We start from the raw sequence: 24,776 nt of genomic DNA on the forward strand, positions 1-24,776 counted from the left end.
ACGGCCGGGGTCAATCCATCAGATCCCTGAAGGACTGTATGCCATGACTGTTGCTTGCTCCCTGGTTGATTACCTGCGTGAACACCAGTTGCGCCTGACGACGGCTGAATCCTGCACAGCCGGCAAAATCGTCACCCTGTTGGCCGAAGTGCCGGGCAGCGGCTCGCTGATTGAAAGCGGTTACGTGGTGTATTCCCCAGAGGCGAAGCAACGATTGCTAGGGGTCAACCCATGCACCATCGACACCTTCAATCTCACCAGCCGTGAGGTGGCCGAGGAAATGGCCCTCGGCGCGCTGCGCGACGCCAATGCCAACGTCGCCGTGGCCACCACCGGCATTCTCGGGCCGGACGACATGGACGGCATTCCGGCGGGTACCGTCTGTTTTGCCTGGGCGTTCGATATGCGCGGCGAGCGAGCGCTGTTCAGTCGCCAGGAGAGGTTTTTCGGCAGTCGCAACCAGGTCCAACGGTGGGCCGCTGAACATGCCCTTGTGCAGTTGCGGCACTTTCATCAACGTGCACTGGCGGGTGAACGCAGATAGGAGCCCCCATGACCCATCCCACTGAATCCGAGGAGTTGCGCAGCCGCCAGTTCCCGGTCCGTGAAGACATGGCCTACCAGCTCAAGGTCTGGCGTTTCGAGCGAGTGGGTTGGTACGTGTTGGTATTGCTGGTGATCCTGACGTTGCTTGGGGTGTTCTCTCGCGGCCCGTTGAGCACTCGAGATGTACACAGCGGTGATGGCCGACTCGGCGTCGAGTACGAAATGTTCCACCGCAACGGTTCTACCAACCCCATGGTCATCCATCTGAAGGGGCAACCCAATGCCGTGCTGGAGGTGGAACTGGTCGGCCAGTGGCTGGAGGGTTTCGAGGTGCAAACCCTGCAGCCCCAGCCCGTGCGCTCGGCGAGTGCGCAGCGGGGCCTAAAGCTTTGGGTCCAGGCGGATGCCAAGGGAGAGGCCAGCCTTTACCTGTCACTGCTGGGCGATGGGCTGGGGCTCTATCACAGTCGTATTGCCACGCCCGGTGGCGCCACGGTCAGTTTCGATCAATTCATTTTTCCCTAGGTGACGTATGGACTCTGTGCTGCGGGCTGCCGCGATCTATGGGGCGTTGCTGGTACTGTTCAAGATCGCTGGGCGTCGCTCCCTGGCGGAAATCACCACGTTTGATTTTGTCCTGCTGATGATCATCGGCGAGGCCACTCAGCAGGCGTTGCTGGGGGACGATTTCTCGCTGACCAATTCGTTGATGGTGATCGTGACGCTGATTGCCATCGATGTCGGTCTGTCGTTGCTCAAGCAACGCTCCCAATGGGTCTCGCAACTGATTGACGGCGGCCCGACCATTATTGTGGAGGATGGGCGAATACTGAAGGCGCGCATGCGCCATGCCCGACTCATAGAAGAAGACATCATGGAAGCGGCACGGTCGAGCCAGGGGATCGAGACACTGGAACAGATCAAGTTCGCGATTATCGAGCGTAACGGCAAGATCTCGGTGATTGCCAAGGAGTCGTGATCTCCCTTCACATGATTTATGGCGAGGGCTAAATCCCCTCGCCATAACAGCTGCGTATCACTGCTTGACTCACAGGATCGGCTTGCCGCCCGTAATCCCATACCGGGAACCGGAAATGTAGCTCGCCTCATCCGAAGCCAGCAGTACATAGATCGGCGCCACTTCCACCGGCTGGCCAGGACGGCCAAGGGGCGTCTGGGAGCCGAAGTTCTGCACTTCTTCCTCAGGCATGGTGGCGACAATCAGAGGTGTCCAGATCGGCCCTGGCGCCACGCTGTTCACCCGGATGCCCTTGGGCCCGAGCATCTGCGCCAGGCCGCCGGTGAAGTTGGCGATGGCGCCTTTGGTGGTGGCGTAGGCCAGCAGAGTCGGCTTGGGCATGTCGGAGTTGACCGAAGTGGTGTTGATGATCGAGCTACCCGCCTTCATATGCGGGACGGCGGCCTGGCAGATCCTGAACATCGAGGTGATGTTGATATCAAACGTGCGCACCCACTCTTCGTCGGGGATGTCTTCCAGGTTTTCGTGGGTCATCTGGAACGCCGCGTTGTTGACCAGAATGTCGATATGCCCGAAACGGGCGACGGTTTCGTCGACGATCTTGCGGCATTGGGCCTTGTCCGCCAGATCGCCGGGCAGCAACAGGCATTGGCGGCCGGCCTGTTCTACCCAACGGGCAGTCTCCCTGGCGTCTTCATGCTCGTCCAGGTAGGAAATGGCCACGTCCGCGCCCTCGCGGGCGAAGGCAATCGCCACGGCACGACCGATGCCGCTGTCGGCGCCCGTGATCAAGGCGATCTTGCTTTCCAGGCGTCCGGAACCGGTGTAGCTCTGTTCTCCGCAGTCTGGATACGGGTCCATCTTGCGTTGAGTACCGGGCACCGGTTGGCTTTGTTTTGGAAACGGCGGGGTAGGGTAGTCAGTCATGACATTCTCCAGGCTGGATGTATAGTCGATGGAGGGTGGACTGTGGGCCTTCAGGCAGAGTTCGGTCGGATTCCGGGGCCGGTCGATGAGCGCGAGGTGCCTTGCGATCGACATCGACTTAATGTGGGGCGAATGTGAATAAGGAGCAGGCCATATGTTCAGTCACATACAAATCGGCGCGCGGGACCTGCCAGCAATGGTCGCGTTTTATGATGCCGTGCTGGGCTGCCTCGGGTTGGTACGCCTGCCCAGCGAAAACGACTCGGGCCCGCCGGGAGAAGGCTGGCATCAACCCGGCAAGCGTTGGCCCCAGGTGTTCGTGCAATTGCCGTTCAATGGTTTGCCCGCGACTTGGGGCAATGGCATGCAAGTGAGTTTTGCCGCCGATTCACCGCACACCGTGCACGCCGCCTGGGCGCAGGCCATCGCCCTGGGCGGCACCGACGAAGGCCCGCCGGGCCCGCGTCCCCAGTACTCGGAAGGGTATTTCGGGGCCTATTGCCGCGATCCGGAGGGGAACAAGTTGTGTTTTGTTTATGCGCCGGATATGTACGATTAACTGAGCATCCTGTTGCTGGAGTGGACCTATCTGTGGCGAGGGGATTTATCCCCGTTGGGCTGCGCAGCAGCCCTAAAACGGATCGCTCGGTGTGTCAGGTTAATCTCATGGGCTTTTCATTGGGGCTGCTGCGCAGCCCAGCGGGGATAAATCCCCTCGCCACAGATGAGTTCCAGTCAATCGGAGTGATCAGCCCCTGGCCTTCAAGCTTCGCTCCATCCGCGCAATCCCTTCCTCCAGCAGCGCCCGTGGGCAGCCGAAGTTCAAGCGCACGAACTGCCCGGCATCGTCGCCAAAATCCAGTCCGGCGCTCAGGCCGACCTTGGCTTCTTTCAGGAAGAAGCCCTGCGGGTCGTCCAGCCCCAATCCCGAGCAATCGAGCCAGGCCAGGTAAGTCCCCTGGGGCACGGTCATGGTGATGCCTGGCAGGCGGGTCTTTACGGCGTCGACCAGGTAGTCGCGGTTGGCTTGCAGGTAAGTCTTCAATTCTTCCAGCCACGGGCCAGCGTCGCTGTAGGCCGCGCGGGTCGCTTCAAGGCCCAGGGCGTTGACGCTGTCGACCATGCCGGCCCGGGCGCTGTTGACCCGCTCGCGGACTTTGGCGTTCTGGATGATGGCGAATGAAGTTTTCAGTCCGGCAATGTTGTAGGCCTTGCTGGCCGACATCAGGGTAATGGTGCGCTCGGCAATCTCAGGGCTGAGGGTGGCGGTGGGGATGTGCACACGACCGTCGAAGCACAGTTCGGCATGGATTTCGTCAGAGATGATCCAGGCATTCTGCTCCAGGCAGATATCTGCCACGGCCTTGAGTTCTCCCCGGCCAAACACTTTACCCAGCGGGTTGTGAGGGTTGCTCAGCAACAGTGCACCACCGCCGTGCAACGCATCACGCAGCGCGACCAGGGGCGTGTGGAATTCGCCGTTGAGCGGGTTGAACGGCAGTTCCACCTTGTTCAGTTGCCAATGAGCGGGAGCATTGCGCAGCGGCGGGTAATTGGGCACCTGTACCACAACGTTCTGCGCAGGCTCCACCAAGGCGTGCAGCGCCATGTTGAACCCTGGTTCGACACCCGGCAGGAAGACGATCTGCTGAGGCTCGACGCGCCAGGCGTACTTGTTCCAAAGGTCCGCAACGATGGCGGCGCGCAGCGAGTCCTGGGCCACGCTGTAGCCGAGCATGGGGTGTTCGAGACGTCTGTGCAGTGCGTCGATGACCACCGGCGGAGCAGGGAAGTCCATGTCAGCCACCCACATGGGCAACACATCGGCGGGGTAGCGACTCCACTTGGTGCTACCGGTACCGTGGCGCTCCAATACCGTGTCGAAATCGAAAGTCATGGTGGTTCCATCAGGTCTGGGAATGAGATGGCGAACATCATAAAGCAAAGATCAATGAAAAAAGGTAGGTGGCCCAGTGCCACTAACCAGGGGTAATCGGCTACAGTTCCATTCCGACACGCCGATAAGCCTGCGAGCGGCATTGGTAACGGATCCTCCACCCTCGAAAAGGACAGCCCCATGACATCGCCCGTGCGCTTTAACGATCACTACCGTAAAGCTGATCGCATCATGCTGGGGCTACTCTGGCTCACTTTTGTCTACTCCCTGTGCCTGGCCTTCCTGCACTCCACCTTCAGCCAGGCGCTGCTGATAGGGGCGACGACCTGCCTGCTGACCACCGTGCTTTATCGCGGTCTGGGCGGCACCCGGGCCATGCGCTGTGTCATCGCCGTGGCGCTGATGGTCATGGCCGCCTTGCACATCAACCAGACCCGTGGCGTGATCGAGTTCCACTTCGGGATTTTCGTCCTGCTGGCGGTGCTGACGTTCTACCGTGACTGGCTGCCGATCATCGTGGCCGCCGCCACTATCGCTATTCACCACGTCGGTTTTCACTGGCTTCAGCACCAGGGTTATCCGGTATTCGTCATGGCCAACCACGGCGGCTGGACCATGATTTTCATCCACGCCTTCTACGTGGTGGTGGAAAGCGTGATCCTGATTTACCTGGCGAACCAGAGCTTGGCCGATGCCACGGAAAACCAGGATGTGCTCGATAAAGTGCTGGCCGCCGCCATGCAGTTGAGCAGTGACACCCAGACCCAGCGCAACCGGGGGGACAAAGTCTCTTCGTCCGAGCGTTTCGATCATTTCCTGCAGCAGATCACCAACCTGGTAGACGGTGTGGTGCGCGATACCCGCAACCTCTCGGACTTGGGCCAGGATCTTTCTCAGGTCGGCCAGACACTGGAGCACGGCGCCAGGCATCAGCTCAATGAAGTGGCACAGATGAGCGGCGCGATTGGCCATCTGGTCCAGGCCATGGACAGCATTGCCGGGCATGTCGGCCAGACGGTACAACGCGCCGGCCAGGCCAGTGAACAGGTCAACCGCGGGCGCAGCACGGTTGACCAGAGCCGCGAGGAAATTGTCGAGTTGGCCGGTCGCCTCAACCTCACCAACGAAACCGTGCAAGGCCTGGCCGAGCAGGCGCAACAGATCGGCCAGGTGCTGGATGTCATTAACAGCATCGCCGAACAAACCAACCTGCTGGCCCTCAACGCCGCCATCGAGGCCGCCCGGGCCGGGGAGCAGGGACGCGGTTTTGCGGTAGTGGCGGACGAAGTCCGGACCCTGTCGCAAAAGACCTCGACGTCCACCACGGAAATCCAGCAGATCATCGCCAAGCTGCAACAGGGCAGCCGTCAGGCAGCCCTCGCCATGCAAGACAGCCAGGAAGGTGTACAACGCTGCGTATCGGCCAGCCAACTCGCCTCGCAACTGCTACATGCAGTGGTAGAGGACATCGCGGCGATCAACCACTTCAACGACCTGATCGCCAGCACCACCCAAGAACAGTCCGAGGCCTCGAAGGGCATCAATGAACGCTTGCAAAGTGTCCAGGCAGTCGCTGAGCGCAACGCCGATAACATTGGCATTTTGACTCGGAGCAGCCAGTGCCTGCCACCGTTGGCGGAACGATTGGCGGTGTTGGGGCAGGCGTTTCATCGCAAAGGCGGGGCGGTTTGACTGGCTTGCTTCGCGCTGGCGAATACACAATTGCAGGGGCGGATTTCACGCAAGGCAGCTTCGTACTGACCCTGCATCGGCAGTGCCAACAGACATGGAGAGTTGTTCCTGGAGCTTTTGGCGTTAAAAAGTTGACAAGGAGGTAAACGGAATGAGCAAAAACCAAGCCGATCAGGTGCACTGCTATCACTGCGAGGGGGACTTTACGGGGTGGGAGCATGTGCCTCCGCAAAGCTTCTTTTTCAAGGGCGAACGAGGCGGGTTGATCACTGTTCCATCCTGCGATTTGCATAACCAAAAAAAGTCCAAGGATGATGAGTATATTCGTGCGATTTTACTCTCTTCTGCCAAGCTCGACGATAAGCCGCATCTCGCCCCACTGAGAGATGTTCACGAGAGGGCGTTGTGGCATGCAGGTAACCGTTTGGGTGATTGTATTAAGGATAAACAACAGGCCAAAAAAATCTTAGATATCATCGAAAAGCATACGGGTGATCCTGTCGCTGGGATGAAGAGCTTTTCAGATATGGCGCAGGCAGGAATTGGCACCGGTTTGTTGGGTTTGTTAAGTGTCGACCTGAAAGATGAAACCGTTGTGGATGCAAACGGTGAAGAACAACAAACGACCTCATTTGTTTATGATCGACAACGATTTGATAATTTCTTCGAGTGTATTGCAAAAGGGTTGTTTTTCCATGAGGCAAAGTGGACGTGGTTGGGCAAGGTTATTTTATTGCCACACACCTTCCTTAGAGACGATGCATCTGATGCAGAAAAAAATCTCAGTGAGCACTTCCGTCAGATGTTGAATCGCCAGTCTGCCAAAGGGGAGCATAAAGAGGTGTTTTTTTATGATGTGCTCACCGTCGTCGATCCTGACACTAATGATCCAGAAAAATACATTATAAATTTTTGCTTTTTTGACACTTTTGAGTTTACTGCGGTGCTTTCAAAAGAGAATTTCATTCCCTATAAATTTGCTGCTAAGTGAAGGTTTGCAGTATCCGATGGAGAGTCTGTCTGGAGCATTGAGACATCGGCCCAGTGCAGCCACTGTAAATCACCTTGAATCGGGCAACTATTCCGGCGGATCCGGCAAGCGGATCTGTTCTTCGCTCCACATACTTTCACGCCCCTGAGACCCTGTCACGGATGTATGCGCGTGGCAGGCCTGTCTGGTCGAAAACATGTGTGCGAGTGTTTGATATGGAAAACAACGCTATCCGGTTTGCCTGCAACGGCTGCGGGATCTGCTGCAAAGGCCGTCTGATTCCGCTGACACTGGCGGAAACCAGGCAGTGGCTACAACGGGGGCATGAGGTGGCGGTGATACTGGAGGCGTTTGATGAGTCGACGTGGGATTCGCAACCTCATCAGTTCACTCACAGTGCCCAGCGAGCCGTGGAGGTAACCAGCGGCGAGGCCAGGATCCGGGTCGTTGCGGTGTTGGCGGGCAACGCGTTGGAACAATGCCGGAATCTCGGCGACGACGGCCGTTGCGGTATCTATGAGGAGCGGCCACTGGTCTGTCGAATCTACCCGATGGAAATCAATCCCTTCATTGCCTTGGACCCCGGAAACAAAATTTGCCCTCCTGAAGTCTGGGAGGAGGGTGACATCTTGTTCACCGACAGGGTGGTTGATCCGCTCCTGGCTGATCAGATCGAACGCTCCCGTCAGGCTGACAGGGACGACGCACACGCCAAAATTGCCCTGTGTGAGGCCATGGGGCTGAACGTTGCGGCGTGGAAGGGTAACGCGATGGCCGTGTATCTGCCTGACCGAGCGCAGTTGCTCGAGGCCTTGGATCGCCACAACTGCGGGATAGCTGCGCCGGCAGGTCCGGATTGGAAGGTGCGGGTCGACGCCCCGGCGTTACGCCACCAACTGCATCAAAAAGGGGTGGCGTTGGACGATCAACTCTCAACCGATTACATCTTCCACCGGCTGTAGGCTCAAACTGGAGTCATCACTTTGGGCATACTGCACCTCTGAAACATCTTGTTATATCTAGCCATGCGTGATGGGTGTCACGGATGGCTCGTTGAATCGTGCAAGAAATTGCGCCGATCAGGCAAGCGACTCGAGCCGCCGGCCCTCCATACTGCGGCCATGCTGACCCACGACGGTTTGCGGTTACGGCGAACGTCATCCGCGGTTGCCCGTGGGCAGCGATGGGGCTGATGGTTTAAGGAGTCGAAGGTGCAACCCAATACTGAACACGACCAGACCGCTGGCGATATCAACCGCCTGGCCGTCGCGGTCAGTCAGATTCTATCCAGCGAAGGCGATCGGGTGACCGACATTCCTGGCTTGAGCCTGCATCGGCGCCAAGCGGTCACCGCCCCCATGCACTGTATCTATGGCTTGGGCATTGGCGTCACTTTGCAGGGCCGCAAGCAAGCCATGATAGGGGACGAAATCCTGACCTATGTGCCTGGCCAGTCCATGGTGACCAGCGTAGATCTACCGGTTATTTCACATATCTCTCAGGCCAGTGCCGCCAAGCCATTTCTGGGCATGATGCTGAGATTTGAAAGCGCCACGGTGATGCAAGTGGCCGAGCGTATGCACCTGTCCCAGCGCATGAGAGATGGTGCGTTTCGCCCGATTACCGTGCAACCCCTGGATGCCGGGGTGCTGGATGCCCTGATGCGTTTGGTGAATCTGCTCAAAGAGCCGCAATTGTTGGAGGCTGTGGCTCCGCTGATCAAGGAAGAAATCATCGCTCGCCTGTTAAGCGGTTCCCACGGCCCACAGTTGCTTCATGTGGTCACCGCCGGCTCGCCCAGCCAACACATTGCCAAGACCGTCGCCTGGTTGAAACTCAATTTTCGTCAGGCATTGCGCATGGACGATTTGGCGGCACAAGCGCACATGAGCCCTTCTACCTTTCGTCAGCACTTTCGCGCCGTGACAGGAATGAGCCCGCTGCAATACCAGAAGCAGCTGCGGCTCCAGGCGGCCCGGCAGTTGATGCTGAGCCAGAACGTCGACGCCAGCAGTGCAGGGGGGCAGGTTGGGTACGAAAGCGCTTCGCAGTTTAGTCGCGAATACAGCCGCCTGTTTGGCGAACCGCCGCAACGGGATATCAAGCGTATTCGTTTGTAACAGGGCGGCACGTCTGGCGGTGCAACCACCAGACGTGCATCGCGCTGTTGTCACGTCATCTTGAACGGCAATTCCCGCAACGGCTTGCCCGTAAGACTGGCGATGGCATTGGCAAAGGCCGGAGCCAGCGGCGGCAGGCCTGGCTCGCCCATTCCCGTGGGCGGTTCGGCGCTTGGCACGATGTGCACGGCAATCTCCGGCATGTCGGTGATGCGCGGCACGCTGAAGTCTGCAAAATTACTCTGCTGCACGACGCCGTCCTTCAAGGTGATGGCGCCTCCGGGCAGGCACATCGACAATCCCATCAACGCGGCACCTTGCACCTGAGCCTCGACACTGCGCGGGTTGACCACCAGGTTGCAATGCACACCCGCAGTCACTTGGTGCAGCACCGGGCGACCGTCCTCTAGCGAAGCTTGCACCACGTAAGCCACCACCGAACTGAACGACTCATGCACCGCCACGCCCCAGGCATGCCCAGCCGGTAGCGGGCGTTTGCCGTATTCGCTCTTGTCCACCGCCAATTGCAGCGCAGCGCGATGGCGCGGGCTTTGATCGGCGAACAGTTTCATCCGGTAGGCCACCGGATCCTGCTTCGTTGTACGGGCGATCTCATCGATCAAGGTTTCCATCACAAACGCCGTATGGGTGGAACCTACGCTGCGCCACCACAGGATGGGGACGTTGACGTTTGGGTGATGGACCGTCAGGCGCATCGGCAGCGGATAAGGATCACGCATCCCTTCCGTGGCGGTGGGGTCGATGCCGTTTTTCACCCGGCCACCAAACACGGTGCCGGTGAGAATGGATTGCCCGACCAAGGCGTGATCCCAGGCCAGGACCTTGCCGCTTTCGTCAAAACCGATGCGCGCACGGTGCAGGTGCATGGGGCGGTAGTAGCCGCCCTTGATGTCGTCTTCTCGGCTCCAGAGTGTACGGACAGGGGCATTGAGCCCTGCAGCACGGGCGGCCTTGGCCACCTCGCAAGCCAACACGACGAAGTCGCCTGTGGGCACGCCGCGCCGGCCAAAACCACCGCCGGCCGTCTGCACATTCATTTGTATTTGCTCGGGTTTGAGGTTCAGCACCTTCGCAGCCGCTGCACTGTCGCCGCCGGGAAACTGCGTACCGACCCACAGTTCGGCGCGGCCTTCGTTGAGCTGCACCGTACAGTTCAACGGTTCCATGGGGGCGTGGGCGAGGTAGGGGAATACGAACTCGGCTTCCAGTTGATGCGTTGCGGTTGCCAGCGGCGTCATGTCGGCATCGAAGCGCAGTGGGCCGGGTTGACCGGCCAGCTCCCGGTACTGGAGCAATTGTTTTTCGCTGTCCACCTTTTCGACGGACGCCAGGTCCCACTCCAGCTTCAAGGCATCGCGTGCGAGCTTCGCCTGCCAGTAACCATCGGCGAGCACCGCGACACCTTCAGCGCCGCCGTCCAGCGGCACGCGCAGCACAGCTTTCACGCCCTGGGTGGCGCGTGCGGCGCTGTCATCCAACGAAGCGATTCTGGCACCGAACACCGGCGGGTGAGCAACCACGGCTGTGAGTTGCCCTGGCAGATGCATATCGATGCCGAAGTCCTGCTGGCCACTGCTCTTGGCCTTGGCGTCGATGCGCGTGGTGGCATGCCCAATGATGCGAAACTCCTTGGGATCCTTGAGCGTCACCTTTTCGGGCACAGGCAGCGCCATAGCGGCTTCGGCCAATTCGCCGTAGCTGGCTTTACGGCCCGCTGGGCCGAGTACCGTACCGGCCTGGGTGCTCAAGCTGTTGGCGTCGACGTTCCAACGCGCGGCCGCCGCGGCGAGCAGCATGGCGCGGGCGCGCGCGCCAAGTTCGCGGTACTGGGTATAGCTGTTCTTGATCGAGTTGGAGCCGCCGGTGAGGTGCACACCAAAGATCGGATCCTGGTAAGCAGCGTCACTGTTGCCGTTGCGCGCTCGCACCAGACTCCAGTCGGCATCGAGTTCTTCGGCAAGAATCATCGGCAGACTGGTCTGCACGCCCTGGCCGAACTCCAACCGGTTGATCGTCACGGTGACTTCGCCGTTGGGCGCGATCTGCACGAATGCCGACGGTTGCTGGTTTGGCTTGAGTGGCGCTGCGGCCCCGCCGTTGGCCTCTTGCGCCAGGGCCAGATGAGGAAAAGCGCCCAGGGCCAGACCGCCGATGCCGACAATCTTGAGGAAGCTGCGGCGGGGAAGGGTGGTGGGGCCGTCAGCCTGATCATGCTCAAGCATGTGCTGCAAAGCGCGGGGAATTTCGTCTGGAAAAATCTCGTTCAACATGGCGAACTCCGGTCAGGCAAGGGTCTTGGCGGCATCTGCCACAGCCACGCGGATGCGCGCGTAAGTGCCACAGCGGCAAATGTTGCCGGCCATCGCCGAGTCGATTTCGGCCGCCGTAGGTTGCTTACCCTTGGGCTGGGCTTTGAGAAACGCCGTCGCGCTCATGATCTGGCCGCTCTGGCAGTAGCCGCACTGCGCCACGTCGTGTTTGACCCAAGCTTCATGCACGACGGTGCCGACCGGGTCACTGCCATCGGTGGCCGCTTCGATGGTGGTGATCTTCTTGCCTTGGGCGGCGGCGATTGGGGTCACGCAGGAGCGAATGGCCTGACCATCCAGGTGAACGGTGCAGGCGCCGCATAAGGCGGCGCCGCAGCCAAACTTGGTGCCGGTCATGCCCAGCGTGTCGCGCAGGGTCCAGAGAATCGGGGTGCTTGGGTCTACGTCGACCGTATACTCACGGCCATTGATGTTGAGGGCGCTCATAGCGGTTCCAGCTCCGGAAGGTTTGGCTCTGGTTAACTATAGGAAGCAATTCAGGGGGCTGATTGCATAATCCGCGCGGATGATTGCCCAATCGTGCGAATCAGCCGACGTGGGGCAAGCGCTGATAAAGGGCCAGGAGAGTTTCACGCAAGTTCCACTCCCTGGCCCTGAATGGCGCTGGACGCTTACATCAGGGGAATGCTGTAACTCACGATCAGGCGATTCTGGTCCTGGTCGCGGGCGACTTCACTTCGGGACATCGCGTTGCGCCAGCCAAAACCCAGGTTTTTCAACGTACCGCTCTGGATCACATAGTCCAGGGAGATATCGCGCTCCCACTCACTGGCGTCCTGGCCGCTGGCGGTCTGGATATTGTCGCCCTTGAGGTACATCACCGACGCCTTCAAGCCCGGAACGCCAAGCGCTGCGAAGTCGTAGGCATACTGGGCGAATGCCGTGCGCTCACCCGCCTGGATGAACGTCTGAATAGTCCGGTCGGTGTAGAGATAAAGGCTGGCGCCGGCTTCGCCTTTACCCACCAGGCCACCCTGGTTGAGTTGGGCAAAGTTGCTGTCTTCAGACACGCTTTGATAGCCGGCGGTAATGGCATGACCACCCAGCGAGTAAATGAACGCCGCGCTCCAGGTATCGTTGTCGATTTCGCCGCTACCGTCCTTGGTGTAGCCGCCCAGTTTGTAACCACTGGCGCGACCGGCGGCGCTGCTGTTCTTGCCGTCGGAGGTGGTCTTGAAGTAGCGCAAGTCGGTTTTCAGCGAGCCGTATTCGCCCAGCGGCAACACATGCAACAAACCGGCGAAGTGCTGTTGGTAATAGTCTTCGAGATTGGCGTAGTAATACTGTGCAGTCAGATCCTTGGTCAGCTTGTAGTCGCCACCGGCAAAGGTAAATTTATTGCTTTCCTGGCTGCCGCCCGCAACGGCCAGCCCGGCGCGGTCACTCGATGCACGCCCGGTGGCGTGTTCCAGTTGGCCGGCGGTGAACGTCAGGTTGTCGATTTCATTGCTGGTGACTTGGCCACCTTCGAACGTTTGCGGCAACAGACGGCCATCGTTGGACACCAGGATCGGCAGCTTCGGTTGCAAGGTGCCGTAGCGCAGTTCGGTCTTGGAGACGCGCATCTTCGCCGTTGCGCCGAGACGAGCCCATTGGTCGGCAGCCTTGTCACCGTCGTTGGGAAACATCGAACTGCCCACATGGCGACCTGCGCCACTGTCGAGTTTCAAACCCAGCAGGCCGATGGCATCCAGACCAAACCCCACAGTGCCGTCGGTAAACCCGGACTGATAATTGAGCATGAAGGCCTGGCCCCATTCCTCAGTCTTCGAGGGCGCGGCGGAACCGTCACGGTTATCGTTGTTGAAGTAGAAATTGCGCAAGTTCAAGTTGGCCTTACTGTCGCTGACAAAATCAGCAGACGCCAACGGACTCAGGACAATACTCACGCCGCCGGTTAATAAACTCAGTACGTTGAATAGCGTTTTCATCAGGACGAACTCCAGCGCGGAACCTCTGTTCCGGGCACAGTGAAAAGGCAGCAGGAAGCCCTCGGCCGATCACATGATTGGCCGATGCGTTCAATAACTCGTTAGAAAATCTTCAATGAATAGAGTGGGGTAGGGATTAAATCTCCAAAGCAAGCCGTCAGTGAAAGTCCCTGGGTTATCAGTCGATCAATCCATGAGCGTCATAAAACGGATACGGTCCGGGATACTCGCCAAATACGCCGTTATGGGTCACCAGTGCCTGCCCCTGCCAGTGGTGCAGCAGATACCCCGGCGGTTCCAGATTGAAATGCGCGGGAGCGGCTGGCTGTAGATCCAGGACGATTTGATGTGAGGTGCCGGGGCACACGCAGCTCAGGCTGCCGCCGAAACGCCGTTGCATCGGCCGATGCAAATGCCCGCACAGCAAGCGCTCCACCTGCGGGTGTCGGGCGATGACCTGCTCCAGTGCCGCCGCGTTGATGAAGGGTTCACGGTCCATATGGCCAATACCGCTTACAAACGGCGGGTGATGCAGCACCAATAGCGTCGGCGCATCGGGGCGGCAGGCCAGTTGTTCATCGAGCCAGCGCAACTGGCTGTCCAGAAGCTGACCGCCATGGGCGCCGGGAATGGTGGTGTCCAGGCCAATAAGGCGTATCGGATGCTCCTCCACCACCCAGTCCAGGGGGGCGTCAGCCCGTATCGGCAGGTAGCGGTGGTCGGCAAATGCCGCCCGCAAATGCTCGCGATTGTCGTGGTTACCAGGCACCAGGTAGCAAGGCATGTGCAGGCGCGCCAGTTCAGGGTGCAGCGCGGCATATTCATCAGGGCGGCCGAAGTCCACCAGGTCGCCACTGACCACCACGATGTCGGGACGCGGCACCAGGGTGTTCAAATGATCAACCGCACGACGCAACGCAGCGAGGGTATCGACAACGCCGTAAGTCAGTTTTTGCCCGGCTTTAAGGTGCAGATCACTGATCTGCGCGATGAGAAACGGATGATTCAAAATAAGGCCTCTGAAAACACAAAGATCACGATGACAGGGTGAACAGCACTTGTGGCTCGACGGCCAGGGCAATCAGGGCACCGGGGGCGTGGATAGCGCTATCGGTGCTGTCCACCAGCAAAGGTTGAGCCGCCCCCACATCCACCAGCAGACGGCTTTGAGCCCCCTGGAAAAACTGGCCCACCAGACGCCCGTGCAGATGGCCTTCGCTGTCCATCACCCGCAAATGCTCGGGGCGGCAATAGACCGTGGCGGGCAGGTCGGCGCCATTCCATGGCAACTCACCGCCACTGACCTTCAAGCCATGGGGCGTGTGCTCGATCACCGAAAAAGCATTGAGATTGCCGACAAAACGAGCGACGAAAGCGTTGGCAGGCTGCTGATAGATGTCCCGCGGGCTGGCCAGTTGCGCGACGCGGCCGTGCTCCATGACCAGGATGCGATCTCCCAGCGCCATGGCTTCGCCCTGATCGTGGGTGACGAACACAGCGGTAATGCCCAGGCCGCGTAGCAACTGGGCCAACTCGCTGCGCAGGCGTTCACGTAACTGCGCATCCAGCGCCGCCAACGGCTCGTCGAGCAACAACACCCGGGGCCTGGGTGCCAGGGCGCGGGCGAGGGCGACCCGTTGGCGCTGGCCGCCGGACAATTCGTGAATACTGCGCTTGCCGTGATCCTGTAAGCCGACAAGTTCCAGCAACTCCGAACAGCGCTTGGTGCGCTCGGCGGGGGACACACCGCGAACTTTCAGGCCGTAAACAATGTTGCCGGCCACATCCAGGTTGGGAAACAGCGCATAGTTCTGGAACACCATGCCCACGTCGCGACGTTCGATGGGGAGGCGGGTGACGTCACTGTCGCCAAAAAATACCTGGCCCACGTCCGGACGCTCAAGGCCTGCGATCAGGCGCAGGGTGGTGGTCTTACCGCAACCGGACGGGCCGAGGATCGCCAGGGTTTCTCCAGCCTCAATGCTCAGGTCCAGGTCATGTACGGCAACGGTGCCGTCAGAGAACGCCTTGCGACAACCCTTCAGGCGAATAGTGGTTCCGCTCATCGATTTGCTCCACGGGAAAGGCGCGCGCTGATGGCCTGCAACGCAACAAGCAGCGGCACAATCATCAACAGGAATATAAGGGTGTAGGCGCTGGCGACTTCCAGCCTGGCCGAGGCATAGCTGTCGGCCAGGCCCACAGGCAAGGTTTTGGTCATCGGGGTGTGGAGCATCCAGGTCAGGTTGAACTCACCCAACGACAGGGTGACGACCATCAAGACCCCGGCGAGAATCCCCGCCCGACAGTTGGGCACCACCACGCTGAAGAAGCGCCGGATCGGCCCGGCACCCAGGCTGGCGGCGGCTTCTTCCAGGACCGGCAGGTGCTGGCGTTGCATCACCGCCATCACCGGGCGCACCAGAAAGGGCAGGGTGAACAGCACATGGCCGACGAGAATGAATAACCAACTGCTGCGAAACCCGCCGAACTGACCATAGGTGAGCAGCAATGCCAAGGCACTGGCCAGGCCGGGCATCGCCACCGGCAACACCATCAGTTCCTCGAACGCGCGGCTGAAGCGGTTGTTCATCCGTACCAGTGCGTATGCCGCCGGCACCCCCACCACACAGACACACAGCGCACAGGCGACGGCCAACTGCAGGGACAGCCAGACCGTCGACGAATACGCCTGCCAGACTTGCACCAGCCAATCGAACGTCAGGCCGCTGGACAGCCCCTGGAAGTAATTTCGCGTCAGCCCGGCCAGCAGTGACATCACCACCGGCACCAACATGAATGCGCACACCAGCAGGGTAAACGCCAGTTGCCCGACAAACAGCGTTGAACGTCTCACAAGACTGTCCTCGAATCTTTGGCCAGCCGCCGGGCCAGCAACAGGACCGCCCAGGTCACCAGCCCCAACACCACCGACAGCGCAGCGGCCACGGCGAAATTGGCGTAGTTGGTAAACACGTTGTAGATCGCCACCGGCGTCACGTTGAGCCGGGTACCCAGGGTGAAGGCGGTACCGAACGCGCCCATGGAGGTGGCAAAGCAGATCGCCCCGCAGGAGACCAATGCCGGCGCCAGGCCGGGGACAATGACGTCACAGAGCACACGCCAATGATTGGCCCCCAGTGAACGAGCGGCCTCTTCCAGGCTGCGATCCAGGCTCTCACAAGCAGCCATCACCGTAAGGATCACCCGCGGAATCGAGAAGTACAGGTAGCCGATGCACAACCCCATCAACGAGTAGGCGAAAATCCAGCGCTCACCCACCAGGGCCAGACCCAGGGTGGCGAACAAGCCTTGGCGGCCGGCCAGCAGGATCACCAGGAAACCAACGACGACGCCGGGAAATGCCAGCGGGAAGGTCAACAAAGCGACAAGTACCGAACGGCCGAAGAAACGCTGGCGACTGAGAAAAAAACCACTGAAGCCGCCCACCAACAGCGCCGCGAGGGTCGTTGCCAGAGCCAGCAGGCAGGTTTGCGCCAGACTGCCCAGGTATTGCGCGCTGCTCAGCACCTGCCAATAGCCGCTGTCGCTGCCATCGCGACGTTGCCCACCGAGCAAGACCAGGTGTGCCAGCGGCAACAACCAGAAGGCGAACAGCACCGCCGCCGCGGGCGCAAGCGCCCAGGCAGCGGTCGGCCGTAAGCGCGGCACCATGGCCCAGCCCGACAGTACGTTCCGGGCTTTTACTGCCGAGACGGTCACTTACTTGACCTCGCTCAGATAACGTGCGGAAAAGGCTTCCTGCGCCGCGGCCATCTGCTCGTAGTTGACCACGCCGGCCCGGGCGTAATCGCTGTCGGGCAAGAACTGCGCGGCGACGTCGGCCGGCATTTTCATTGCCCGCACCGGCCGCAGGTACGCCTTGGCCCAGAGCGCCTGGCCTTGCTCGGACAAAACAAAATCCAGGACTTTCTCGGCGTTGGCCCGATGGGGGGCGTTGTCGACAATGCTCATCACGTAAGGCACGCTGATGCTGCCTTCCTTGGGAATCACAAAGGCGACGTTGGCGTTGTCTTTGTAACGAGCCCGATAGGCGTTGAAGTCGTAGTCCACCAGAATCGGCAACTCACCGGACAGCACCCGCGCATAAGCCGTTTGCTTGGGCACGATCGGCGAGTTTTTCGCCAGCTTTTTGAAGTAGTCGATGGCGGGGGCGAAGTTATCCAGATTGCCGCCCATGGCCTGGTTGATCGCTACCGCCGAGACGTAACCGACAAAAGCACTGGACGGGTCAAGGTAGCCAACCATGCCTTTGTACTCAGGCTTGAGCAGGTCGGCCCAGCTTTGCGGTACGGGCAGGCCGCCCAGCGCATCGACGTTGACCATGATGCCCAGGGTGCCGGAGTGAATGGCAAACCAATGCCCCTCGGGGTCCTTCAAACCCGCCGGGATCTGCTCCCAACCCTTGGGTTTGTACGTGCCGACCACCCCGGCTTTTTGCGCCTGCAAACCGAACGTCACGCCGTAATACACCACGTCCGCCACCGGTGCGGCCTTCTCGGCGACCAGTTGCGCCAATGACTGTCCGGAGTTCTTGTTGTCCAGCGGAACCTGCACGCCAGTGGTATCGGCAATCGCCTTGAGCTGCGTGCCCCAGTCGGCCCATTCGGGTGGACAGTTGTAGCAAATGGCCGTTTCGCCGGCGTGGGCCAGGCTGGCCGCGCCGCATAACAGCAGTGTCGCCAGGGTTTTACGCAAGTGGATCATCAAGCGTCTCCTCGTAGGGTTGAGTGCTTTCGCCCGGCCGGATATGACAAGGCAGGCAATGGGAAACCGGGGTGGCGCCAGCAATCTGCGCCAACAATTGATCAATCACGGTGCAGGCCAGTGCCTCGATGGGCTGAACAACACTGCACAGCGTCGGGTGCATTTGGGTGCCGAGGGCGATGCCGTCAAAGCCAATGACCGAGAGTTGCCGGGGCACTTGCCAGCCGTTGCGGCGCAGTTCGGCGATCAAGCTAATGGCCAGCAAATCGTTGGAACAGACCAGTGCACTGAGCGCCTGGGGGCCATGCAATAGCGGCTCGATGGCGGCGAAGTCAGCCTGGGTATGGGCGGGCATTTCAATCACCGGCAGGCTGGCGAGGGCGGCTCCACGCATTGCCTCGCAATAACCGGCATAACGCAGGCGAGCACGGTCGGACTGCAGGGCAGGGCCGGCGACCATGCCGATTCGAGTGTGTCCAGCCTCCAGCAGATAACGGGTGGCGAGCGCCATGCCTGCGCGGTTGTCCACCGACACCGCGCTGTAATCCGGATTACCCGGCTGGTGATAAGCCAGCACAAAGGGCGTGTCCTCACTGTCCAGGCTTTGCAGCACCCGGTTGCTCTCGGCGTCGGTCACCGTGAGGACCAGCCCATCGACGCGCTGGCGTAACAACTCCTCGACGACCGCGCTTTCGCGCTCGCTGTTGTAGTCGGTGGTTGCTAACAACAGGTTATATCCGTGGGCACGCGCAGCGCGCTCCATCGCCTGAAACTGCTCGGCGAACACCGGATTGAGCAGGTTGGGCACCACGACACCGATCAGCTTGGTCACTTGCAGGCGCAGTTGGCGACCAAGACGGTTAGGCCGGAAACCCAGCTGGCGCGCTGCGGCGAAGACCTGTTCCCGGGTGGTCGGACGGACCACTTCAGGGGAGGCAAAGGCTCGCGCCGCGGTCGCCCGCGAAACCCCTGCCAGCCGTGCAACTTCTTTCAAATCAGTCATTGTCACTCGCTTGAGATCGATCTCATTGGCGTGGACATTACTGAGGGTGTATGGCGTTTCGGCGACGCAGTGATGACGATTTGATGTCAGTTGCTGATATCTATCGTTGAGAGCTATCCGGGGCGCATGCTTGTTGTAAACCCGTACTGCCTGGCGGACCACACCACTGCCAACGTCAGCAGCAAGAGCGCGACCAGCACAGGCGCAAACGCAACGACACCCAGATGATCGAGCAGGATGCCCCCCACGATCCCGCCGCCGGCAATGGCGACGTTCCAGGCCGTGACCAGCATCGACTGGGCGAGATCGGCCGCGTCTCCGGCCGTTTTGGCGATTGCCGTTTGGAACAACGTCCCGGCCCCGCCAAAAGCGACTCCCCAGGCCGCCGCTGCGATGTAGATCGCAGCAGGGCTGTCGCTCATGGCGCCCAGTGTCAGGGCCGAGATGGCGAACAGTGCCGTGCTGGCAAGGGTCAATACCCGTAGATGGCGATCAATCAACACGCCGACGACCCAGATGCCCAGCAACGAGGCGACCCCAAAGACCAGCAGCACCAGGTCGATCCGCTCGCCCAGGCCCGCCGCCATCAGGAACGGCGCGATATAGGTAAAGAGAATGTTGTGCGCCAAGACAAAGGCCAACACCACAAACAGCACCGAGCGAACGCCTGGCAGGGTGAAGACGTGGCGCAAGGCAACGCGTTTGTCGGTGGTTTGCCCGGGAAAGTCAGGCACTTTGAGTCTCACCCAGACCATCAAGGCGACGGCGAACAAACTCATGATGGCGAAGCTCATCCGCCACCCGATCAAATTACCGAGCAAGGTGCCGGCCGGTACGCCCAGGGATAACGCCAAGGGTGCGCCAACCATGGCAATCGCAATCGCCCGACCTTTCTGGCTCTCGGGCACCATGCGGGCGGCATAACCGGCCAACAAGGCCCAGAGCAGCCCGGCCGATACGCCACCCAGCAAGCGGGCAATGATCGTCAAGCCATAATGGGACGAAAGCGTCGTGACCGTATTGGCAACGGCAAAACCGGCGATGGCCAGCAGCAACAGCGACCGGCGCCGCATGCCTTGGGTCGCGGCCGTCAAGGGAATGGCCGCCAGCAAGGAACCTATCGCATAGACCGTGACCAACTGGCCGGCGAGGGCTTCGGAGATCGCCAGCCCTTCGCTGATCTGTGAGAGAAGGCCGGCGGGCAAGGCTTCGGTGAGAATGGTCACGAACGCCGCCAGCGCGAGGGCGAACAGTGATCCGATGGGGAGCGGCGCAGCGTGTTGAACGACCTCGGCATCGTCGTCGATATGGGTATTGGCAATCGTCATGTGTCACCTGCTTGGTGCGCTTCTGACCCGCCGGATAGCGGCGTCAAGCGCAGATTGATAGGTGTCCACTACGGTAAGTGCCGCTCTTTAGTGAGACAAGAATGCTAGAGTGCGCAACACATCGGAAAAAATGTCCGCAATGGGAGCCTGGCGTGGAATCACTGAGCGGGATTGATTTTTTTGTTCGCGCGGCCGAAACCCGCAGCTTTTCAGAGGCGGGCAGGGCGCTAGGCATTTCGTCTTCGGCGGTGGGCAAAAGCGTGGCCCGGCTCGAGGAAAGACTGGGGGTGCGGCTGTTTCATCGCAGCACGCGCAGTATCACGCTGACGGCAGAAGGGACGCTTTTCCTTGAACGTTGCCGACGCATTCTCTGTGAAATCGAAGCGGCCGAACTGGAACTGTCGGAAACCCGCAAAGCGCCGAGGGGCAAACTGCGCGTGAGCTTGCCCCTGGTTGCAGATTTGGTCATGCCGACGCTGATGGCCTTCATGCGCCGCTACCCCAGTATCGAACTGGACCTGGATTTCTCCGACAGGCTGGTGGACATCATTGAGGAAGGTTTTGATGCCGTCATTCGGACCGGAGAGCCAAACGACTCCCGGCTGATGTCCCGCCCGTTAGGTGCGTTCAAGCTCGTCGTGGTCGGTTCGCCCCGGTACTTCGCCGAGCGCGGCACACCGCAGGTGCCGGCGGATCTGCTGCGCCACGCCTGCCTGCTGTACAAATTCCCCAGCACGGGCAGGCTGCAGGTCTGGCCGGTGAACGGGGAAGGGCAGTCCGATCTCAACCTGCCGGCCACCCTGGTCTGCAACACCACCGAAGCGTTGCTGTACGTCGTGCGCGATGCATTGGGGATTGCCTGCGTGCCGGATTTCACCGTGCGCGCTGCCATCGCCGCCGGTGAGCTGGTTACCGTCCTCGACGAGTTCAATCGGCATCAGAGCACCTTCCGCATGCTCTGGCCTTCAAGCAAGCACCTGGCGCCGAAACTGCGGGTGTTCATTGATTTCATGAGCAGCGAATTGTTCCAGTGACTCACTGGCGATATGTCCCAACCCCTGTGGGAGCCTGTTCAGCTCAAGGGGCTTTGTTCTCGACCAAACAGTTTCCGCCATCCACCACGATGACTTCGCCAGTGAGGTAGCTCGCCTCTGAGGACGCAAGGAAAGCAACCACTGCGGCCACCTCTTCGGGACGTCCGGCCCGGCCCATCGGTGTGTAACCGGCCGCCTTGGCTTCCTCGGCAGTGGTCGACCCTGTGGTGATCCAGCCGGGCGCGACGCTGTTTACGGTGATCCCTTGCTGGGCGACTTCAAGCGCCAGGCTCATGCTCATTCCAACCATCGCCGCCTTTGCGGCGCTGTAAGCCGCTTCACCGGGGTTACTGCAGCGGGTGCCGGTCGTGGAACTGATGTTTACGATGCGCCCGTAATGACGCGCCCGCATGCCGGACAGAACGCCCTGTGTAAGCAGAAAAGCCGTGGTCAGATTTCGCGCCAGGGTAAGGTTCCAGGTATGCAGATCCATGGTTTCCAAGTCGGAAAAAAACTCCGGGCTTCCTTGCATGGCCATGCCCGCGTTGTTGACCAGAATATCGATCTGCCCCCAGAGAGACTCTGCCCATAGAATAAACTCACGCACCTGATGCTCATCGGTAAGATCGACGGCCCGCCCTTGAACTTCGAATCCTTCGGCACGCAGTTCTGCGACTCGATCATTGATTCGCGCACTGCTGGCGGTGACGATCAGTCTGGCACCTGCAGTACCCAGTCTGCGGGCGATGGCCATGCCGATCCCAATCTCACTTCCAACCCCACTGACAAGGGCCACAGGGTTCTGTCCGGTTGCGTTTGGCATGGAGCCTCCAGAGGGGTGTAAGTAATGATCAGGTGTCGGAGCCTGAGTTGCGTTTGAGCTATATAAACACCCTGATCAACGCCCGAACACCCCCGTCCTCCCCAACAACTGCTTTTGCCGCCAGGCCGGTGCGCTGGTGGGGAAAAGCACTTCGGTTGGTCGATAGCGGGCGATACCGCAGGCGGCGGCGATGCGCTGGCGTTGCTGGCCCTGGGCAAGGGCGTGCCGAAAACTGCCTTCGCTCTGCATGTGTCCCAGCACATAACCGACGCCCGCCTGGAAATCGCCGCCATGGGCCTGCCACCAAGCGGAGATTGACTGCGGGTCGGGCCAGGGTAGATTTTCGTCGGGGTCCATCGCCACGTTGGTGTCTTGCGGGTCATCGTTCGGGCCTGCGTCGAAATCGGGCAGGTCCTGCAGTTCCAGATCGAGCAACGCCAGGTCAGCGCCGGTGATCAGACTGAAGGCTTCACCGGCGACCCGGGCATAGGGCAGGTCGCTCATCTGCTGGATCAACCATGGTACACAGACCGGATCGCCCAGCAGCCCAAGGGCTTGGATGCCGATACGCCGATCCCGGGGATCCTGGACCAACTGGCGTATCCAGGCGATGCTGGGTTCGCGTTCCTGCCAGGCCAGCAATACGCAGAGCGCGCGGTACTGGAACTCGCCAGGTTGTTCGGCGAATTGTCGCAATGGCTCCAGGGCTTGCGCGTCGCCCATCTGTGCGGTGGCCCAGTTGGCCCAGAAGCGCGCGGCCGCATTCTCATGCAGACGATGGGTACGAATCGTCGGCAGCAGGTCACGCCGGCGCAGTTCGCCGGCCGTACGGGTCGCCCGTGCCAGCACGCTGGGGTCGGCATCGGAAAGTCCGGCAAGCAGGGCGGCGCCAGGGTCGTGGCGATGCATGCCGCAGGCGGCCAGACCGAGGTGGCGGAACTGTGGGGAGGGAGAGGCGAGCATACGGTCGATCCAGGGCGATACCCGCTCCCAGTCGAGCCACCCCAAGGCCATCAAATAACCGCGTTCTGTTTCCGGCGCCTGTCGTAAGTGTTCGCTAAGGCACGACAACATTTTCCCATCGGCCGACTCGAAGGCCAGCACCACGCAGGCAAACATCTCGCCGACAGCGTCTGGTCCAATCTGGGCCAGCAAGGTGTCGTAGCCCGCCTGGCCAGCGATGGCCAGGCCGTCGATGTGCGCCTCGATGCGCAGGTCGAGTTTGCGCAGCTCTTGCAGGTCGTAGTGCGAGGCGCGTACGGCGTAGCCGCGAAGCATGCTGAGAAAAGAGACTTCCTCGGCGTGAAGGGCGACCGTCTGAGCCACCACGCCGTCCATCAATCCTTCCACACGAACCGCTGGATCATGTCCAGCACGGTATAGCCGGCCGCATTGAAACAGCGCGGATCATCTTCGGGCAATTCCCACAGCTCACGCATCCGTTGCGCGGACAAATAGCGCTCGCGCACCCCGGTGATCGATCCCGGTCTGCGTCCGTGAAGACTCATTTGCGGCGCGGTGAGGCGCTGCATGATTTCATCCAGCGAGACGCTGTGAAACTTGCCCTGATCCGCAAGCAGGATGAATGCTTCGGCATCCACCTGCCGCACGACCGTCATGCACACTGCCAGGAAGTCGCGCTTGACCTCGGCATCGAACTGACCGTCCGTACCGTCCTCAAACTCAAAGATTGCCGGAAACGCACGGTCGCTGAAATTGAACTGGAGCCCGCCGCGATCCGTTCCTTCGCCATCAGGAAAACTGCACAGCGTCGCGAAATACCGTCCCTGTCCGAGCCTGAGCTCTACCTCGAGGCTCAGCCAGCGATACCGCTGCAGACATTGTTCCAGAGACACACAGTCGGTCGCGATCGAGGCAGTATCGAGCCACTCGCCGGAAACAGGGTCTACCACCAACTCTGACACACAGTCCGGCAATTTCGCGGCCATGATGTGTCGGGTCTTCAACGCAGTGATCACGGCCAGCAACTTCCCTCTCAGACTGTCCTGAGGTAGCGAAGGGAAGTGGATCGATATCGGATACGAAAACGCCATACGCTAGTGCTCCTGAATCTTTCCCGACATGTGTGGCTTGTTTTCCTTCCCGAACTTTTTTTCCAGGTTACTCCGCTGGCCTTTCGGGACGGCGACATGCACGACGGTTCCCGGGCCAAACACATCCGGTCGCTGTGCCAACTGTTCTTCCCGCTTGAACTGTGAGAGCCCGACTTGGCCCCAGCTCGCCTTGCACTCCTTGACCACACCCTCACGCGTCACCACGTCGAACTCCTGGATCACCAGGCCGCAGTCCCGGCAGGTTATTTTTACCGCCACTTCCTTCGCTTGGGTCTGCTCAGCCACTTTTACCTCGAAGCGCTCACCCTTGATCAGGGTGTCGTATTTCAGCGCCGCCTCGAACAGCTCCTG

24 protein-coding genes are annotated in these 24,776 nt (G+C 60.3%); 9 read left to right on the forward strand and 15 right to left on the reverse strand.

Annotated elements, in window-relative coordinates; translation table 11 throughout:
• Positions 1-43 precede the first annotated feature (43 nt).
• From BM132_RS04345 to BM132_RS04355, 3 genes are read left to right on the forward strand one after another with little or no spacing between them, the layout of a single operon-like run.
• Positions 44-544 carry a CinA family protein gene (locus BM132_RS04345; RefSeq protein ID WP_092398240.1) on the forward strand — a complete coding sequence of 167 codons (501 nt, stop codon included), beginning with the start codon at positions 44-46 and terminating at the stop codon, positions 542-544.
• 8 nt (positions 545-552) lie between these two features.
• Positions 553-1,071, forward strand: a complete 519-nt coding sequence (locus BM132_RS04350; protein ID WP_092453527.1) for a hypothetical protein — start codon at positions 553-555, stop codon at positions 1,069-1,071.
• Positions 1,072-1,078: 7 nt separating this feature from the next.
• Entirely contained in the window at positions 1,079-1,525 is a 447-nt protein-coding gene (locus BM132_RS04355; protein WP_092398244.1) for a DUF421 domain-containing protein, read from the forward strand.
• Between the two features lie 69 nt (positions 1,526-1,594).
• On the opposite strand, the gene BM132_RS04360 is transcribed toward BM132_RS04355, so the two are convergent.
• Positions 1,595-2,452 carry an SDR family oxidoreductase gene (locus BM132_RS04360; RefSeq protein ID WP_092398246.1) on the reverse strand — a complete coding sequence of 286 codons (858 nt, stop codon included), beginning with the start codon at positions 2,450-2,452 and terminating at the stop codon, positions 1,595-1,597.
• A 154-nt stretch (positions 2,453-2,606) separates the two neighbouring features.
• On the opposite strand from BM132_RS04360, the gene BM132_RS04365 reads away from it, so the two are divergent.
• Positions 2,607-3,011: a VOC family protein gene (locus BM132_RS04365; RefSeq protein ID WP_092453530.1), complete on the forward strand. Its 405-nt coding sequence runs from the start codon at positions 2,607-2,609 to the stop codon at positions 3,009-3,011.
• 189 nt (positions 3,012-3,200) lie between these two features.
• Here the strand turns inward: BM132_RS04365 and BM132_RS04370 are convergent, their stop codons facing one another.
• Complete coding sequence (locus BM132_RS04370; RefSeq protein WP_092453532.1) at positions 3,201-4,349, reverse strand: MalY/PatB family protein; 1,149 nt, start codon at positions 4,347-4,349, stop codon at positions 3,201-3,203.
• Between the two features lie 180 nt (positions 4,350-4,529).
• Here BM132_RS04370 and BM132_RS04375 point away from each other — a divergent pair, with 180 nt between their 5' ends.
• The 4 genes from BM132_RS04375 (at position 4,530) to BM132_RS04390 (ending at position 9,152) form a co-directional block, all read left to right on the forward strand.
• Positions 4,530-6,041: a methyl-accepting chemotaxis protein gene (locus BM132_RS04375; RefSeq protein WP_092453534.1), complete on the forward strand. Its 1,512-nt coding sequence runs from the start codon at positions 4,530-4,532 to the stop codon at positions 6,039-6,041.
• A gap of 151 nt (positions 6,042-6,192) precedes the next feature.
• The gene (locus BM132_RS04380; RefSeq protein WP_092453536.1) at positions 6,193-7,032 is read left to right on the forward strand and encodes a hypothetical protein; all 840 of its coding nucleotides are present in this window, start codon (positions 6,193-6,195) and stop codon (positions 7,030-7,032) included.
• Between the two features lie 215 nt (positions 7,033-7,247).
• Complete coding sequence (locus BM132_RS04385) at positions 7,248-7,994, forward strand: YkgJ family cysteine cluster protein (RefSeq protein WP_092453538.1); 747 nt, start codon at positions 7,248-7,250, stop codon at positions 7,992-7,994.
• Between the two features lie 249 nt (positions 7,995-8,243).
• Entirely contained in the window at positions 8,244-9,152 is a 909-nt protein-coding gene (locus BM132_RS04390) for an AraC family transcriptional regulator (RefSeq protein ID WP_092453540.1), read from the forward strand.
• 50 nt (positions 9,153-9,202) lie between these two features.
• Here the strand turns inward: BM132_RS04390 and BM132_RS04395 are convergent, their stop codons facing one another.
• The 10 genes from BM132_RS04395 to BM132_RS04440 form a co-directional block, all read right to left on the reverse strand.
• Positions 9,203-11,443 (reverse strand): xanthine dehydrogenase family protein molybdopterin-binding subunit, encoded by a 2,241-nt coding sequence (locus BM132_RS04395; protein ID WP_092398260.1) that lies wholly within the window; start codon positions 11,441-11,443, stop codon positions 9,203-9,205.
• A gap of 12 nt (positions 11,444-11,455) precedes the next feature.
• Positions 11,456-11,929, reverse strand: a complete 474-nt coding sequence (locus BM132_RS04400) for a (2Fe-2S)-binding protein (protein ID WP_092453542.1) — start codon at positions 11,927-11,929, stop codon at positions 11,456-11,458.
• Positions 11,930-12,114: 185 nt separating this feature from the next.
• Positions 12,115-13,434 (reverse strand): OprD family porin, encoded by a 1,320-nt coding sequence (locus tag BM132_RS04405; protein ID WP_092453544.1) that lies wholly within the window; start codon positions 13,432-13,434, stop codon positions 12,115-12,117.
• A 178-nt stretch (positions 13,435-13,612) separates the two neighbouring features.
• Entirely contained in the window at positions 13,613-14,443 is an 831-nt protein-coding gene (locus tag BM132_RS04410; protein ID WP_092453546.1) for a phosphodiesterase, read from the reverse strand.
• Between the two features lie 25 nt (positions 14,444-14,468).
• Entirely contained in the window at positions 14,469-15,500 is a 1,032-nt protein-coding gene (locus BM132_RS04415; protein ID WP_092453548.1) for an ABC transporter ATP-binding protein, read from the reverse strand.
• Positions 15,497-16,291 carry an ABC transporter permease gene (locus tag BM132_RS04420; protein WP_092453550.1) on the reverse strand — a complete coding sequence of 265 codons (795 nt, stop codon included), beginning with the start codon at positions 16,289-16,291 and terminating at the stop codon, positions 15,497-15,499. The genes BM132_RS04415 and BM132_RS04420 overlap by 4 nt, the downstream gene beginning before the upstream one ends.
• Complete coding sequence (locus BM132_RS04425; protein ID WP_092453552.1) at positions 16,288-17,109, reverse strand: ABC transporter permease; 822 nt, start codon at positions 17,107-17,109, stop codon at positions 16,288-16,290. The genes BM132_RS04420 and BM132_RS04425 overlap by 4 nt, the downstream gene beginning before the upstream one ends.
• A gap of 48 nt (positions 17,110-17,157) precedes the next feature.
• Entirely contained in the window at positions 17,158-18,162 is a 1,005-nt protein-coding gene (locus tag BM132_RS04430; RefSeq protein ID WP_092453554.1) for an ABC transporter substrate-binding protein, read from the reverse strand.
• On the reverse strand, positions 18,146-19,165 hold the full coding sequence (locus BM132_RS04435) for a LacI family DNA-binding transcriptional regulator (RefSeq protein ID WP_092453556.1): 1,020 nt from the start codon (positions 19,163-19,165) through the stop codon (positions 18,146-18,148). The genes BM132_RS04430 and BM132_RS04435 overlap by 17 nt, the downstream gene beginning before the upstream one ends.
• Before the next feature lie 113 nt (positions 19,166-19,278).
• The gene (locus tag BM132_RS04440) at positions 19,279-20,493 is read right to left on the reverse strand and encodes an MFS transporter (protein ID WP_092453558.1); all 1,215 of its coding nucleotides are present in this window, start codon (positions 20,491-20,493) and stop codon (positions 19,279-19,281) included.
• A 152-nt stretch (positions 20,494-20,645) separates the two neighbouring features.
• Between BM132_RS04440 and BM132_RS04445 the strand changes: the two genes are divergently transcribed.
• Entirely contained in the window at positions 20,646-21,527 is an 882-nt protein-coding gene (locus BM132_RS04445; protein ID WP_092453560.1) for a LysR family transcriptional regulator, read from the forward strand.
• A gap of 43 nt (positions 21,528-21,570) precedes the next feature.
• Here BM132_RS04445 and BM132_RS04450 read toward each other — a convergent pair whose 3' ends face one another.
• The 3 genes from BM132_RS04450 to BM132_RS04460 all read right to left on the reverse strand — a co-directional run bounded on the left by BM132_RS04450 (position 21,571) and on the right by BM132_RS04460 (position 24,404).
• Positions 21,571-22,350, reverse strand: a complete 780-nt coding sequence (locus BM132_RS04450) for an SDR family NAD(P)-dependent oxidoreductase (RefSeq protein ID WP_092398282.1) — start codon at positions 22,348-22,350, stop codon at positions 21,571-21,573.
• Between the two features lie 75 nt (positions 22,351-22,425).
• Positions 22,426-23,688: a TIGR02270 family protein gene (locus BM132_RS04455; RefSeq protein WP_092453562.1), complete on the reverse strand. Its 1,263-nt coding sequence runs from the start codon at positions 23,686-23,688 to the stop codon at positions 22,426-22,428.
• Positions 23,688-24,404 carry a hypothetical protein gene (locus tag BM132_RS04460; protein WP_092398286.1) on the reverse strand — a complete coding sequence of 239 codons (717 nt, stop codon included), beginning with the start codon at positions 24,402-24,404 and terminating at the stop codon, positions 23,688-23,690. The genes BM132_RS04455 and BM132_RS04460 overlap by 1 nt, the downstream gene beginning before the upstream one ends.
• Positions 24,405-24,776: the final 372 nt, after the last annotated feature.

The sequence above is a fragment of the Pseudomonas sp. NFACC45 genome (genome assembly GCF_900113505.1).
Classification (GTDB): Bacteria; Pseudomonadota; Gammaproteobacteria; order Pseudomonadales; family Pseudomonadaceae; genus Aquipseudomonas; species Aquipseudomonas tehranensis.

Coding starts and splice junctions, on each gene's coding strand:
- BM132_RS04355 (WP_092398244.1), top strand. CDS start 1,079: ATGGACTCTGTGCTGCGGGCTGCCGCGATCTATGGGGCGTTGCTGGTA.
- BM132_RS04450 (WP_092398282.1), bottom strand. CDS start 22,350: ATGCCAAACGCAACCGGACAGAACCCTGTGGCCCTTGTCAGTGGGGTT.
- BM132_RS04375 (WP_092453534.1), top strand. CDS start 4,530: ATGACATCGCCCGTGCGCTTTAACGATCACTACCGTAAAGCTGATCGC.
- BM132_RS04405 (WP_092453544.1), bottom strand. CDS start 13,434: ATGAAAACGCTATTCAACGTACTGAGTTTATTAACCGGCGGCGTGAGT.
- BM132_RS04435 (WP_092453556.1), bottom strand. CDS start 19,165: ATGACTGATTTGAAAGAAGTTGCACGGCTGGCAGGGGTTTCGCGGGCG.
- BM132_RS04430 (WP_092453554.1), bottom strand. CDS start 18,162: ATGATCCACTTGCGTAAAACCCTGGCGACACTGCTGTTATGCGGCGCG.
- BM132_RS04350 (WP_092453527.1), top strand. CDS start 553: ATGACCCATCCCACTGAATCCGAGGAGTTGCGCAGCCGCCAGTTCCCG.
- BM132_RS04425 (WP_092453552.1), bottom strand. CDS start 17,109: ATGGTGCCGCGCTTACGGCCGACCGCTGCCTGGGCGCTTGCGCCCGCG.
- BM132_RS04345 (WP_092398240.1), top strand. CDS start 44: ATGACTGTTGCTTGCTCCCTGGTTGATTACCTGCGTGAACACCAGTTG.
- BM132_RS04360 (WP_092398246.1), bottom strand. CDS start 2,452: ATGACTGACTACCCTACCCCGCCGTTTCCAAAACAAAGCCAACCGGTG.
- BM132_RS04395 (WP_092398260.1), bottom strand. CDS start 11,443: ATGTTGAACGAGATTTTTCCAGACGAAATTCCCCGCGCTTTGCAGCAC.
- BM132_RS04370 (WP_092453532.1), bottom strand. CDS start 4,349: ATGACTTTCGATTTCGACACGGTATTGGAGCGCCACGGTACCGGTAGC.
- BM132_RS04415 (WP_092453548.1), bottom strand. CDS start 15,500: ATGAGCGGAACCACTATTCGCCTGAAGGGTTGTCGCAAGGCGTTCTCT.
- BM132_RS04460 (WP_092398286.1), bottom strand. CDS start 24,404: ATGGCGTTTTCGTATCCGATATCGATCCACTTCCCTTCGCTACCTCAG.
- BM132_RS04365 (WP_092453530.1), top strand. CDS start 2,607: ATGTTCAGTCACATACAAATCGGCGCGCGGGACCTGCCAGCAATGGTC.
- BM132_RS04400 (WP_092453542.1), bottom strand. CDS start 11,929: ATGAGCGCCCTCAACATCAATGGCCGTGAGTATACGGTCGACGTAGAC.
- BM132_RS04455 (WP_092453562.1), bottom strand. CDS start 23,688: ATGGACGGCGTGGTGGCTCAGACGGTCGCCCTTCACGCCGAGGAAGTC.
- BM132_RS04385 (WP_092453538.1), top strand. CDS start 7,248: ATGGAAAACAACGCTATCCGGTTTGCCTGCAACGGCTGCGGGATCTGC.
- BM132_RS04440 (WP_092453558.1), bottom strand. CDS start 20,493: ATGACGATTGCCAATACCCATATCGACGACGATGCCGAGGTCGTTCAA.
- BM132_RS04380 (WP_092453536.1), top strand. CDS start 6,193: ATGAGCAAAAACCAAGCCGATCAGGTGCACTGCTATCACTGCGAGGGG.